This window comes from Flavobacterium sp. Flavsp81 (assembly GCF_059491325.1).
The window spans coordinates 2,414,671-2,429,040 of the sequence record NZ_CP168505.1; the positions used below are offsets into that span (position 1 = coordinate 2,414,671).

Annotated in this window: 10 protein-coding genes, 2 tRNA genes and 3 rRNA genes; 7 read left to right on the forward strand and 8 right to left on the reverse strand. The window is 38.6% G+C overall.

All coding sequences use genetic code 11. The features are described from left to right. Nucleotides 1-57: 57 nt before the first annotated feature. The 7 genes from pafA to ACEN92_RS09895 form a co-directional block, all read right to left on the reverse strand. Nucleotides 58-1,674 carry an alkaline phosphatase PafA gene (gene pafA / locus ACEN92_RS09865; protein WP_495642193.1) on the reverse strand — a complete coding sequence of 539 codons (1,617 nt, stop codon included), beginning with the start codon at nucleotides 1,672-1,674 and terminating at the stop codon, nucleotides 58-60. A gap of 280 nt (nucleotides 1,675-1,954) precedes the next feature. Further along, a 5S ribosomal RNA gene (gene rrf, locus ACEN92_RS09870) occupies nucleotides 1,955-2,064 on the reverse strand. 141 nt (nucleotides 2,065-2,205) lie between these two features. After that, nucleotides 2,206-5,088: ribosomal RNA gene (locus ACEN92_RS09875) — 23S ribosomal RNA — on the reverse strand. 182 nt (nucleotides 5,089-5,270) lie between these two features. After that, nucleotides 5,271-5,344 (reverse strand) — tRNA-Ala (locus ACEN92_RS09880). 137 nt (nucleotides 5,345-5,481) lie between these two features. Next, nucleotides 5,482-5,555, reverse strand: a tRNA-Ile gene (locus tag ACEN92_RS09885). Between the two features lie 122 nt (nucleotides 5,556-5,677). Beyond that, nucleotides 5,678-7,189: ribosomal RNA gene (locus ACEN92_RS09890) — 16S ribosomal RNA — on the reverse strand. Together the 16S, 23S and 5S rRNA genes with 2 tRNA genes alongside form the textbook arrangement of a ribosomal RNA operon. 387 nt (nucleotides 7,190-7,576) lie before the next feature. Further along, on the reverse strand, nucleotides 7,577-7,792 hold the full coding sequence (locus tag ACEN92_RS09895; protein ID WP_495642194.1) for a hypothetical protein: 216 nt from the start codon (nucleotides 7,790-7,792) through the stop codon (nucleotides 7,577-7,579). Nucleotides 7,793-8,275: 483 nt separating this feature from the next. On the opposite strand from ACEN92_RS09895, the gene thrS reads away from it, so the two are divergent. From thrS to ACEN92_RS09925, 6 genes are all read left to right on the forward strand, one after another. Then, nucleotides 8,276-10,222 (forward strand): threonine--tRNA ligase, encoded by a 1,947-nt coding sequence (gene thrS, locus ACEN92_RS09900; protein WP_495642195.1) that lies wholly within the window; start codon nucleotides 8,276-8,278, stop codon nucleotides 10,220-10,222. Between the two features lie 22 nt (nucleotides 10,223-10,244). Then, nucleotides 10,245-10,796, forward strand: coding sequence for a translation initiation factor IF-3 (infC, locus tag ACEN92_RS09905; protein ID WP_081491471.1), 552 nt, complete (start codon nucleotides 10,245-10,247; stop codon nucleotides 10,794-10,796). A gap of 114 nt (nucleotides 10,797-10,910) precedes the next feature. Beyond that, the gene (gene rpmI / locus ACEN92_RS09910; protein ID WP_007810722.1) at nucleotides 10,911-11,108 is read left to right on the forward strand and encodes a 50S ribosomal protein L35; all 198 of its coding nucleotides are present in this window, start codon (nucleotides 10,911-10,913) and stop codon (nucleotides 11,106-11,108) included. A 101-nt stretch (nucleotides 11,109-11,209) separates the two neighbouring features. Next, on the forward strand, nucleotides 11,210-11,554 hold the full coding sequence (rplT, locus tag ACEN92_RS09915) for a 50S ribosomal protein L20 (RefSeq protein ID WP_007810721.1): 345 nt from the start codon (nucleotides 11,210-11,212) through the stop codon (nucleotides 11,552-11,554). 132 nt (nucleotides 11,555-11,686) lie between these two features. Beyond that, nucleotides 11,687-12,259 (forward strand): Crp/Fnr family transcriptional regulator, encoded by a 573-nt coding sequence (locus ACEN92_RS09920; RefSeq protein ID WP_495642196.1) that lies wholly within the window; start codon nucleotides 11,687-11,689, stop codon nucleotides 12,257-12,259. A 77-nt stretch (nucleotides 12,260-12,336) separates the two neighbouring features. Then, nucleotides 12,337-12,771, forward strand: coding sequence for a carboxymuconolactone decarboxylase family protein (locus ACEN92_RS09925; protein ID WP_495642197.1), 435 nt, complete (start codon nucleotides 12,337-12,339; stop codon nucleotides 12,769-12,771). Nucleotides 12,772-12,828: 57 nt separating this feature from the next. Here the strand turns inward: ACEN92_RS09925 and ACEN92_RS09930 are convergent, their stop codons facing one another. Further along, complete coding sequence (locus ACEN92_RS09930; protein WP_495642198.1) at nucleotides 12,829-13,842, reverse strand: hypothetical protein; 1,014 nt, start codon at nucleotides 13,840-13,842, stop codon at nucleotides 12,829-12,831. Between the two features lie 296 nt (nucleotides 13,843-14,138). Between ACEN92_RS09930 and ACEN92_RS09935 the strand changes: the two genes are divergently transcribed. Further along, nucleotides 14,139-14,318, forward strand: a complete 180-nt coding sequence (locus ACEN92_RS09935) for a hypothetical protein (protein ID WP_495642199.1) — start codon at nucleotides 14,139-14,141, stop codon at nucleotides 14,316-14,318. Nucleotides 14,319-14,370 lie beyond the last annotated feature (52 nt).

Sequence of the window (14,370 nt, forward strand, 5' to 3'; positions counted from 1 at the left end):
TAAAAAAACCATCTTTATGAAAAAAAAAAGACAAGTTTTACTTTTTAATTGGTAATATTATTTATCTCCTAAAATTTCCTGAAGTACTTTAGCTTCTGTGCCATTTGGGAAAGTAACTTTGATTTTTTGAGCTATTGTAGGTGCAATTTCAGTAATTGCCTTTTTATCATAAGATTCTCCCTTTTTAATGTGCCATCCATAAAAAATAGCAGGAACATGAGTATCATATGTGTAAGTAGTTCCGTGAGAAGTCCCTGTCCCAGAGTATTCAATATAACCTGGCTTATCTAAAATAATCAAATCTCCATTTTGAGTAACATCATAACCCTTTGCGATAAAATCCAAATAGTAATCATTACCAGAAGGGTGCAAGATTTCTTCTTCCGTATAAACTCTTTTTACATAATCCTGAGTCATTAAATAAGCTTTAAAAGCATCTTTCACCTTTGTTAAATCAAGTCCTTTACTTTTAATAATGTCTTTATTAAAATACAAATTAAAACTTGAATAGTTCAAAACTAAATCCTCACCAAAAGTCTTAATAGAAAAATCCTTTAAATTCAAACGAATATCTTTTGGAAGTACACTTCTTACATTATATTTATTGTCTTTCAAATAATTCACATTTTCTGCTCCGGCATGATCTGCAGTTAAAAAAAGTAAATAATTATCTTTACCAACAGTTTTATCAAGATAGGTTAAAAAATCAGCTATAGTTTGATCTAAACGCAAATAAGTATCTTGTAATTCCATTGATCGTGGGCCTATAATATGACCTACATAATCTGTAGAAGAAAAACTTACTGTTAAGAAGTCAGTAATATTATCTTTTCCTAATTCTTCCTTTTCAATAGCTTTCTTTGCAAATTCAGCTAAAAAATCATTACCAAAAGGAGTTGCTCTTAAAACCCCAGCATCATTTTTATCATACATTTCCTTCAGATTATATGGAAAAACAGGTGCTGTACTGTTATATAATTTACCTTCATAAGAGTTATTATCTGCTAAGCTTTCATTATAGGTGGATAAAGGCTTAAATAAATTCCAACCTTTATCAAAATAAGGTAAATAATGCTTTTCATTATTAAATTGAGTTACCCATTCCGGTAATTTATCCCCATAAAAAGTACTCGAAATAAAAGCTCCGGTCTTACTATACCAAAATGCCCAATTGGCAAAATGCCCAGCTGGCAAAATAGCACCACGGTCTTTAAGGCTCATTCCAATAACTTTACCTTGAAAATTAGTAGCCATTCTAACTTCGTCGGTAATAGTAGTGGCTTGTAAATTTTTTGGAGACATCGCACCTTCTTCAGCTGTACCATCACCGATAGTTTTCACTAAAGCATCATCCGTACAATAAGTTTCTTTTCCAAGACTCCTGCTAAACCATTCATTACTAACTATTCCATGAGTTGCTGGAGTTGTGCCTGTATAAATTGAAGCATGCCCTGGTGCAGTATAAGTTGGCATATAATTGTAATGCATATTCTGAAAAGTATATCCATTATTCATTAACCTCTTAAAGCCATTTGGTGAAAAATCATCATAAAACCGGTACAAATACTCCATTTTCATCTGATCCACTACAATACCTATTACTAGCTTAGGGCGCTGTTGAGCATTTAAATTTGAGATAACAAACAAGGTTAACAATACAATATTTTTTTTCATGTTTACAATTATATATTTGTTACAAAAATACAGATTCACATTCAAAAAATAGAGCTGACTATAATTTAAAAAGTCAAAATTGACTATAATTTAACAGAAATAAGATATTTATTGAGAGAATAATCATTTTGTGTGTTTCCCTATGGGCTGGACTGTCCGCTGTATCTTTTTCTACTGTTTTTTTGAAAAAATTAAACTTCCAGATCCGCCTTGAAAGTATTATGCATAAAATACCGAAAAAACAAAAAACCCCATCCGATTTGGACAGGGTTTTTTAAAAGAAAGGCGACGACATACTCTCCCACATAACTGCAGTACCATCTGCGCAGGCGGGCTTAACTACTCTGTTCGGGATGGGAAGAGGTGAGCCCCGCCGCAATAACCACCTTAAGGTCGTTGTTACTTGAGGTAACTTTTTAATTGACAATTGACAATTGATAATTAAAACAATATCTTAACATACTGAGATAAAGAAAGTTTTTATATTTTAGAAAGTTTCTTCCCCCCGGTTTGCACCGGGGAGAAAAGGGTGTACATAAGCTTACGGATTATTAGTACTACTCGACTATGACATTACTGCCTTTACATCTATAGCCTATCAACGTGGTCATCTTCCACGATCCTTAAAAGAAATCTCATCTTGTGGTGGGTTTCGCGCTTATATGCTTTCAGCGCTTATCCCTTCCAAACGTAGCTACTCTGCGATGCTCCTGGCGGAACAACAGATACACCAGAGGTTTGTCCAATTCGGTCCTCTCGTACTAGAATCAGATCCACTCAAATTTCTAACGCCCACAGTAGATAGAGACCGAACTGTCTCACGACGTTCTGAACCCAGCTCGCGTGCCACTTTAATGGGCGAACAGCCCAACCCTTGGGACCTTCTCCAGCCCCAGGATGTGACGAGCCGACATCGAGGTGCCAAACCCCCCCGTCGATATGAGCTCTTGGGGGAGATCAGCCTGTTATCCCCGGCGTACCTTTTATCCTTTGAGCGATGGCCCTTCCATGCGGAACCACCGGATCACTATGCTCTACTTTCGTACCTGATCGACCTGTATGTCTCTCAGTCAAGCTCCCTTATGCCATTGCACTCTACGCACGGTTACCAAGCGTACTGAGGGAACCTTTAGAAGCCTCCGTTACTCTTTTGGAGGCGACCACCCCAGTCAAACTACCCACCAAGCAATGTCCCCCGCAAAACGGGGTTAGGCCTCAGATAAACAAAGGGTTGTATTTCAACAATGACTCCACAACGCCTGGCGACGCCGCTTCAAAGTCTCCAACCTATCCTACACATCATTTATCCAAGGTCAATACTAAGCTATAGTAAAGGTGCACAGGGTCTTTTCGTCCCACTGCGGGTAAACGGCATCTTCACCGTTACTACAATTTCACCGAGCTCATGGCTGAGACAGTGTCCAGATCGTTACACCATTCGTGCAGGTCGGAACTTACCCGACAAGGAATTTCGCTACCTTAGGACCGTTATAGTTACGGCCGCCGTTTACTGGGGCTTCAATTCAATGCTTCTCCGAAGATAACATCTCCTCTTAACCTTCCAGCACCGGGCAGGTGTCAGGCCCTATACTTCATCTTACGATTTTGCAGAGCCCTGTGTTTTTGATAAACAGTCGCCTGGACCTCTTCACTGCGGCCAGCATTGCTGCTGGCGACCCTTCTCCCGAAGTTACGGGTCTATTTTGCCTAATTCCTTAGCCATGAATCTCTCGAGCACCTTAGGATTCTCTCCTCAACTACCTGTGTCGGTTTACGGTACTGGTACTAATTACCTGAAGTTTAGAGGTTTTTCTTGGAAGCCCTTAGGCGCACTATCTCTTTGTCCGAAGACTCCGAGTACTATCGTATTTCCCCAAGCCGCGTGGATTTGCCTGCGCAGCTTATAGGTAGGTACTTCAACGAACTATTCCGTCAGTTCGCGGCGCTTTCATCACTCCGTCACCCCATCACAGTAATTAGTAGTACGGGAATATTAACCCGTTGGCCATCGACTGTCCCTTTCGGGTTCGCCTTAGGACCAGACTAACCCACAGCTGATTAGCATAGCTGTGGAAACCTTAGTTTTTCGGTGTGCGGGTTTCTCGCCCGCATTATCGTTACTTATGCCTACATTTTCTTTTCCAGCCGGTCCAGCATACCTTACGATACACCTTCAACCCTGCTGGAATGCTCCCCTACCACTTACAGTAAACTGTAAATCCATAGCTTCGGTAATACGCTTATGCCCGATTATTATCCATGCTCGTCCGCTCGACTAGTGAGCTGTTACGCACTCTTTAAATGAATGGCTGCTTCCAAGCCAACATCCTAGCTGTCTGGGCAGACAAACCTCGTTCTTTCAACTTAGCGTATATTTGGGGACCTTAGCTGATGGTCTGGGTTCTTTCCCTCTCGGACTTGGACCTTAGCACCCAAGCCCTCACTGCTGAGAAACATTATATAGCATTCGGAGTTTGTCAGGAATTGGTAGGCGGTGAAGCCCCCGCATCCAATCAGTAGCTCTACCTCTATATAACTTAAATTCAGCGCTGCACCTAAATGCATTTCGGGGAGTACGAGCTATTTCCGAGTTTGATTGGCCTTTCACCCCTACCCACAGGTCATCCGAAGACTTTTCAACGTCAACCGGTTCGGACCTCCACTGTGTGTTACCACAGCTTCATCCTGCCCATGGGTAGATCACACGGTTTCGCGTCTAACACTACTGACTAAAGCGCCCTATTCAGACTCGCTTTCGCTACGGATCCGTGGCTTAACCACTTAACCTTGCCAGCAACGTTAACTCGTAGGCTCATTATGCAAAAGGCACGCCGTCACCCCACGAAAGGGCTCCGACCGCTTGTAAGCGTATGGTTTCAGGATCTATTTCACTCCGTTATTCACGGTTCTTTTCACCTTTCCCTCACGGTACTGGTTCACTATCGGTCTCTCAGGAGTATTTAGCCTTAGCGGATGGTCCCGCCAAATTCAGACAGGGTTTCACGTGCCCCGCCCTACTCAGGATACCACTATCCATTACACTCGTTACCCATACGGGGCTATCACCCTCTATGGCTCAGCTTTCCAGCTAATTCCGGTTCCTTGTGCATAAAATCTCGTGGTCCTACAACCCCAGCCATGCCGTAACATCACTGGTTTGGGCTAATCCGCGTTCGCTCGCCACTACTTACGGAATCACTTTTGTTTTCTTCTCCTCCGCCTACTTAGATGTTTCAGTTCAGCGGGTTTGCCCACCTATCGGTGTACTATGTCTTCAACATAGTGGGTTGCCCCATTCGGGTATCTGCGGATCAATCAATGTGTGCTTGTCCCCGCAGCTTTTCGCAGCTTATCACGCCCTTCATCGCCTCTGAGAGCCAAGGCATCCCCCATACGCCCTTATTTTGCTTATTGTACCAATCTTAAAATTAATTAAGACCGTTTTTTTTGTCTCTTGCTATAAATAGCAAAAAACGCTTTCTACTTTTTATTATTTTCTTATCTCAATATGTCAATGAACTTTACAGCTTTAGGCTTTAAGCAATACGCTTTAAGCTTTTAGCTTATGGCCTACAGCTTATAGCTTACGGCCTTTGTGGAGAATAACGGAGTCGAACCGTTGACCTCCTGCGTGCAAGGCAGGCGCTCTAGCCAGCTGAGCTAATCCCCCAATTTTCTTATGAGTTATTAGTTATGAGTTATGAATTTTCAGCTCATAAGGTCTCAACCCTAGAATTTCCTTTTTTTTAAGCTTACAGTCTTTTTTAACTTATAACTCATAACTTATGACTCATAACGCTAAAATAGTAGTCCCGGGCAGACTCGAACTGCCGACCCCTACATTATCAGTGTAGTACTCTAACCAGCTGAGCTACGAGACTCTGTTTTACTTAAAATTTATTATTTGAACTAACAGCAAGAGTAAAATATTCTCAAAATCAAAACCTTTAAAGCTTCTTCTTTTTTCCCCATCGTGTGCAAGCACTAACAATTGGGGCTCTAGAAAGGAGGTGTTCCAGCCGCACCTTCCGGTACGGCTACCTTGTTACGACTTAGCCCTAGTTACCAGTTTTACCCTAGGCAGCTCCTTGCGGTCACCGACTTCAGGCACCCCCAGCTTCCATGGCTTGACGGGCGGTGTGTACAAGGCCCGGGAACGTATTCACCGGATCATGGCTGATATCCGATTACTAGCGATTCCAGCTTCACGGAGTCGAGTTGCAGACTCCGATCCGAACTGTGACCGGTTTTGTAGATTCGCTCCTGGTCGCCCAGTGGCTGCTCTCTGTACCGGCCATTGTAGCACGTGTGTAGCCCAAGGCGTAAGGGCCGTGATGATTTGACGTCATCCCCACCTTCCTCACAGTTTGCACTGGCAGTCTTGTTAGAGTTCCCGACTTGACTCGCTGGCAACTAACAACAGGGGTTGCGCTCGTTATAGGACTTAACCTGACACCTCACGGCACGAGCTGACGACAACCATGCAGCACCTTGTAAATTGTCTTGCGAAAGTTCTGTTTCCAAAACGGTCAATCTACATTTAAGCCTTGGTAAGGTTCCTCGCGTATCATCGAATTAAACCACATGCTCCACCGCTTGTGCGGGCCCCCGTCAATTCCTTTGAGTTTCATTCTTGCGAACGTACTCCCCAGGTGGGATACTTATCACTTTCGCTTAGCCACTGAGATTGCTCCCAACAGCTAGTATCCATCGTTTACGGCGTGGACTACCAGGGTATCTAATCCTGTTCGCTACCCACGCTTTCGTCCATCAGCGTCAATCCATTAGTAGTAACCTGCCTTCGCAATTGGTATTCCATGTAATCTCTAAGCATTTCACCGCTACACTACATATTCTAGTTACTTCCTAATAATTCAAGTCTGGCAGTATCAATGGCCGTTCCACCGTTGAGCGATGGGCTTTCACCACTGACTTACCAAACCGCCTACGGACCCTTTAAACCCAATGATTCCGGATAACGCTTGGATCCTCCGTATTACCGCGGCTGCTGGCACGGAGTTAGCCGATCCTTATTCTTACGATACCGTCAAGCTCCCTCACGAGGGAGTGTTTCTTCTCGTATAAAAGCAGTTTACAATCCATAGGACCGTCATCCTGCACGCGGCATGGCTGGATCAGGCTTGCGCCCATTGTCCAATATTCCTCACTGCTGCCTCCCGTAGGAGTCTGGTCCGTGTCTCAGTACCAGTGTGGGGGATCTCCCTCAGGACCCCTACCCATCGTAGCCTTGGTAAGCCGTTACCTTACCAACTAGCTAATGGGACGCATGCTCATCTTTCACCGTTGTGACTTTAATTATAAAATGATGCCATTTCATAATACCATGAGGTATTAATCCAAATTTCTCTGGGCTATCCCTCTGTGAAAGGTAGATTGCATACGCGTTACGCACCCGTGCGCCGGTCTCTCTGCCCGAAGACAAATACCCCTCGACTTGCATGTGTTAAGCCTGCCGCTAGCGTTCATCCTGAGCCAGGATCAAACTCTTCATCGTATATTGTTGATTTGATTTGCATCAAATCGTATTGTTATTCGAATCAGTCTCTATCGGTTCTTTTCAATCTCTCGATTATCTTACTCTTTATTCTTGTGTTTTGAAATCTCTCTCAAAACGGCTGTCAATTCAATATGTCTACGAACGTGTATTTCTTTTTTGTTTCGCTTTTCGTTTATCCCTCAAAGCGGGTGCAAAACTACAACTTCTTTTTTAATTAGCAAGAACTTTTTAAAGTTTTTTTTGAAACTTTTTTTTCGCCTCATTTCTTTATAATTCTCACCAATCTATCAAGGAACTTCCGATGTTTTGCGGGGTGCAAAGGTAACATCCGTTTTCAAATCCCACAAGCTTTTTTGAATCTTTTTTTGAAAAAATTTTTCAGTATCAATTCGTATGCTTGTCAGTATTTAAAGGAACGTCTGTCGCTGTTGCGGGTGCAAAAGTAGCACCTTTATTTACATTTGCAAGACTTTTTATTATATATTTTCCACCTTTTTTCAATCTTTTTCTTAACTCGCTGATAACACAAAACTTACGCTTCCCTCTTTTTTGGCATTTATAGGAATTTTCAGCAGCCAATTGTGTTTGTTGTAATTTCATTTAGTATTCATTGCCGCATTTTGTGGACTTCACATCACAGCAGGTTCTTTTGTGAGAACTTTTAAATATATCAGTCAAGCTGTTTTAGGGGTTTTTCATGGCCAGGAATGACTTTTGACCTTTATCTGAGCGCTTTTCCATCATACTCGAAGTTCTTCATATACATATAACAACAGCAATACCCTTTTGAAAACGGCTCCCCCAGCCCCGATAGAAACGGAAATCCTTTTGTACTGGGGTTCGGCACAAAAGATTGAAGCGCATAGCGGGAATAAGCTCCTTATTAAAAATCATATCCAAACCCTTCTACCAATTCTCAACACTCTTACTTATTATACAAGAAATCTCTACTTATATATATGTACAAAAAACTAATATAATAGAAATGATTTTCCTTCCTATATATTAATAGCATAAACATGTATATATGTATTGTATGTATTTTAGTAATGCGCTATATTTGCATTCACAAAATTATAAACAATGATTAAGATTACTTTACCCGATGGGTCGATTAGAGAGTTCGCTTCAGGCGTAACTCCGATGGAGGTTGCTAAAAGCATTAGTGAAGGATTTGCAAGAAACGTGATTTCTGCGTCTTTTAATGGTACAACAATTGAAACCGAAACTCCATTGACGACCGACGGTAGTCTTATTTTATATACTTGGAATGATGCGGAAGGTAAAAAAGCTTTCTGGCATTCGACTTCGCACGTAATGGCTCAAGCGCTTGAAGAATTGTATCCTGGGATTAAACTGACTCTTGGACCTGCAATCTCAAATGGATTCTATTATGACGTGGATTTTGAAGATCAGAAAATCGTAGAAGCTGACTTTAAAAAAATCGAAGATCGTGTTCTTGAGATTTCAAGAGAAAAGCATGAGTTCAAAATGCGTCCGGTTAGCAAAGCTGATGCTTTAGAAATGTACAAAGACAACGTTTACAAGACTGAATTGATTTCGAATCTTGAAGACGGAACTATTACTTTTTGTGATCATGCTACTTTTACTGATTTATGTAGAGGTGGGCATATTCCGAATACAGGTATTATCAAAGCTTTTAAAATCATGAGCGTTGCCGGTGCTTACTGGAGAGGTGACGAAAAGAACAAACAGTTGACTCGTGTTTACGGAACATCTTTCCCTAAACAAAAAGATTTGACTGAGTATCTTGAACTTCTTGAAGAAGCAAAACGTCGTGACCACCGTAAATTAGGTAAAGAATTAGAATTGTTTGCTTTCTCTCAGAAAGTTGGACAAGGCTTACCATTATGGTTACCAAAAGGTGCTGCACTTAGAGATCGTTTAGAGCAATTTTTAAAGAAAGCTCAGAAAAAAGCAGGATACGAGCAAGTCGTTACTCCACATATTGGTCAGAAAGAACTTTATGTAACTTCTGGGCACTATGCAAAATACGGTGCCGACAGTTTTCAGCCAATCAATACTCCTGCCGAAGGTGAAGAGTTTTTATTAAAACCTATGAACTGTCCTCATCACTGTGAAATCTATAATGTAAGACCTTGGTCATATAAAGATTTACCAAAGCGTTATGCTGAATTTGGAACTGTATATAGGTATGAGCAATCTGGCGAATTACACGGTTTAACTCGTGTAAGAGGATTTACTCAGGATGATGCGCATATTTTTTGTACTCCGGAGCAATTAGATGAAGAGTTTAAAAAAGTAATTGATTTAGTATTATATGTATTTGGTTCTTTAGGTTTTGAAAACTTTACGGCTCAAATTTCATTGAGAGATCAGGAAAACAGAGAGAAATACATTGGTTCTGATGAAAACTGGGAAAAAGCAGAAAATGCTATTATCAATGCTGCAGCTGATAAAGGATTGAATACTGTTGTAGAATATGGTGAGGCTGCTTTTTACGGTCCGAAGCTTGACTTTATGGTAAAAGATGCTTTAGGAAGACAATGGCAATTAGGAACAATTCAGGTTGATTATAACCTTCCTGAGCGTTTTGAATTGACTTATAAAGGTGCTGATAATGAATTACATCGCCCAGTTATGATTCACAGAGCTCCATTTGGATCAATGGAACGATTTATTGCAATTTTACTAGAGCATACTGCAGGAAATTTCCCGCTTTGGCTAATGCCTGAGCAGGCTATAATCTTGTCTTTGAGCGAGAAATACGAAATTTATGCTAAAAAAGTTTTAGATTTGCTAGAAAATCACGAAATTCGCGCCCTAATTGACAACAGAAGCGAGACGATTGGTAAAAAAATTAGAGATGCAGAAATGCAGAAAATACCGTTCATGCTTATCGTAGGTGAAGAAGAAGAGAAAAATGGAACTATTTCTATTCGTCGTCACGGTCAGGAAGGAAAAGGGAATATTACAGTTACAATAGAAGAATTTGTCAGAATTGTTAACGAAGAAATAAAAAAGACATTAAAAGTTTTTACAGTTTAACTTAAATTATAAAGTCATAGCAATAAGAAGCAACAGAGGTTATCAACCTCGCGTAGAAAAAAAGGATGCACACAGAATAAATAACCTTATTCGTGGTGTACAAGAAGTAAGATTAGTAGGCGAAAACATCGAACCAGGTGTATTTAAGCTTGCTGAGGCATTACGTTTAGCAGACCAATTCGAATTGGATTTGGTAGAGATTTCTCCGAATGCTGAGCCGCCGGTGTGTAAAATCATGGATTACAAGAAATTTGTTTACGAACAAAAGAAACGTGATAAGGTTTTAAAGGCTAAGTCAACGCAGGTTGTAGTAAAGGAAATTAGATTCGGTCCTCAGACAGATGAGCATGATTACGAATTTAAAAGAAAAAATGCTGAAAAGTTCCTTAAAGAAGGTGCGAAATTAAAAGCATTCGTTTTCTTTAAAGGACGTTCTATCATCTATAAAGATCAAGGTCAGATTTTATTACTACGCTTGGCAACAGATTTAGAAGAGCATGGTAAAGTGGAAGCGATGCCGGTTTTGGAAGGAAAGAGAATGATTATGTTCATTGCTCCGAAGAAAAAGAAATAAGTCTTAAAGTCGAAAGTCTTAAAGCCGAAAGTCATAAACTGACTTTTGACTTTGACTTTTAAACTTTCAGACCATGATATAAGTAAGTAAGAATAAATTAAAACACTAGGAAAAATGCCTAAAATGAAAACAAAATCTAGCGCCAAGAAACGTTTCAAAGTTACTGGTTCTGGAAAGATTAAAAGAAAGCATGCTTTTAAAAGTCACATCCTGACTAAAAAATCTAAAAAACGTAAATTAGCTTTGACACACTCAGCGTTAGTTCACTCTACAGATATGAAAAGCATCAAACAACAATTAAGAATTATCTAATAATTCTTTAGGTTAAAAAATTATTTATATAACCTTGGAGTATGGCTTTTAAGTTCCTTTGATTCAATTCAGGACGCCTGCTACAAAAACACATTAAAATTATGCCAAGATCGGTAAATTCAGTTGCTAAAAGAGCAAGAAGAAAAAAAATAATGAAGCAAGCCAAAGGTTTCTTTGGAAGACGTAAAAACGTTTGGACAGTTGCTAAGAATGCAGTAGAGAAAGCAATGTGCTACGCTTACCGCGATAGAAAACAAAACAAAAGAAATTTCCGTGCATTATGGATTCAACGTATCAACGCTGGAGCCAGATTGGAAGGAATGTCTTATTCTCAATTCATGGGGAAAGTAAAAGCTAACGGAATCGAATTGAACCGTAAGGTTCTTGCAGATTTAGCGATGAATCACCCTGAAGCTTTCAAAGCAATACTTAATAAAGTAAAATAAACGTTTTATCAACTCAATTTAGATTACTTACTTATCATAGAAAAACCATTCGTTAACGCGAATGGTTTTTTGCTTTTATATCAGTTCAAACTGTAGAACTGAATTTATAATTATCTTTAAAATTACAATCCTATGTACTCAACCCTTTTTAACCATATCCAGAAATTCGTAAACTTAGAACAATCTGATATTGAAATTTTGGAATCAAATTTAGAACTTTCCAAAATAAAGAAAAAGCAGCATGTATTACAAGAAGGGGAAGTTTGTAACACGATGTATTTTGTAATCAAAGGCTGTGTAAGACAATATATAATTAATGCAAAAGGGACAGAACAAACACTTCAATTTGCTATTGAAAGCTGGTGGCTAACTGATTATCTAAGTTACCACAATAATGTTCCTTCAAACTTTTATATTCAGGCTGTTGAGAATTCAGATGTCATTGCAATTGAGAAACCTGTCTTCGAATCATTATTGATTCAGATTCCTAAATTAGAACGCTATTTTAGAATCATTTCTCAGAAAACATTTGGTGCCGCACAAATGCGCATTAAATTCTTATTTACTATGTCTGCAGAAGAACGGTACAATCATTTTAAAAACCAAAACCCTGAATTTGTACAGCGTGTTCCTCAATACATGCTTGCCTCCTATCTTGATTTTTCGGCTGAATTTATGAGTAAAATTAGAGCCGGGAAAGCATAAAATCTATTTCTTGAAGTAGTTCAAGATTTTTAGAATATGATTCGCTGACCTTTGTTTCAACTTTAAAACAAGTAAAAATGAAACCAAGAATCGTTATTCCTACAGTTGCTCCGGAAGCTTATCAAGCTCTTATGAATTTAGAAAACTACATTTCTAAAACCTCATTGACACCAACTCATAAAGAACTCATCAAAATTCGTGCTTCACAAATAAATGGATGTGCTTTCTGTATTAATATGCATACAGCAGATGCCCGAAAACACGGAGAAACCGAGCAACGTATTTACCTTATAAGCGTATGGCGTGAAGCTGATATTTATACCGAAGAAGAAAAAGCAATTTTGGCTTTGACCGAAGAAGTAACTTTAATCAGCAATCATGTTTCTGAAGATGTTTATCAAAATGCTGCTCGCCAGTTTGATGAAAAGTATTTAGCCGAAATTATCCTTGCTATTATTACCATCAATTCATGGAATAGGTTTGCAATAACTACAGGCTTAAGGGCTTCATAATTATAGAAACTTCAGATGTATTATAAAATGTATATCTGAAGTTTTACACTTCTAATTCTATTCTTTTTTATTTTTCAATAAATATTTATCAATAATATATTGAGTTACGGGTCTTAATGGTTTTTTATTTTCAGGATGCCTTCCGTGTGTATTAAAAAATTCTACACTATCTCCTACTTTTACATACCAAATGACAGCTTCTCCATTTTTAAAAAAAGAAGTTGTATCACAAACCTTAATTTTTCTAAGATTAATTATTCTTTCATCTAAAGGCTCTGCAATATTGTAGGTTCCTATTCCCTGCATTTTCAAATCACAACTTACTTCTTCATAATGATTACCAGACCATTGCATACATTGTTTTTGTTGTGCAAAATAATAAACTAAAAACAACAAACAAATAATACCTGTTAGTATCAATATATTTCGTTTTGTCTTGTCATTTCCTTTCTGAGGCAATTCCTTTTTTAAACCCATAAATAAACTTACTGATTCAACAACTTCATCCGAACTCTCTGTTTCATTTTCTTTATTTAGATTTTCTTCTTTTTTAAAGCTTTCTCCCTCATTATTACAAACACTTATCTCTTTCTCTTTTTGTTTATCCTTTGAAATAAATAATTCTGGATCATTAAAACTTTCTATCTCTTTAGTCTCTTTAATACATTTGGCTTTAAATTTAGCAAAAGGTCGTAACTGAAAATCTATCAGAATTGCCGCAAGATTGATTGCATCTATATTAGATGGATCAGTCTCTCCTTTAAAAAAAGTCTCAATAGGTCTAAACTTGTCCTTTTGCTCTTTAAATTTATCTTTCTTGGTGAGATCAAATGGCATGCCTAATAAGGTACAAAAAACATTTAAATCCTCTTGGTTTAATCCTTTCTCAAATATCATCCAACATAAATCTCGCAATTTTCCTCTGGAAGGATTTTTCAAATAATAAGAATAATCACCTTCCTTCTCTATTTCATATCTGGCTTTAATTGCAGTTTTATATTTTTCTAATAAAGTATAGTTATACATAGGCATATTTTTTTTTTTAGGCTTTTCTAGGATTTCCCAGGTCATTTCAGGATTCTAACCACAGCATAGGAATTGCTAGGAATTCCTGATATATTGAGGCTTACAATGGCTATAACTTTGTCAAAAATTAGTTAACGTTTTAATCTGCAGGTTAAAACAAATGTACAAAACTAGTTCAATTAAAAGTGCGGAAAACCGTAAGACGGAGTTTATCCGGGAAGTATAGATAAAATCATACTGTTCTACGCACTTCACTTCCCAACCTTCATAGGTATTGTTTTATCAAGATCCGGACAGAATCCGGACGGCCATACCTATATCATTTTTTAAATTTTATCACGATGAAAAAATTAATCATATTGGGAACATTTGCACTATTGACAACTACATTATTTTCCTGCACAGCAGACGAATATGAAACTCAGGCAAAAAAAGAGATTCAAAAGAAAAGCCATCCTGTTCCGTCATATGCCGAAGGACCTGGCGATCAGCCTGTAATTGTTTTGCCACCACCAAAATAATATTTTATTTTAAGTACTATTTTTAGTATTAATTACTAATTTCGGGGAAAGT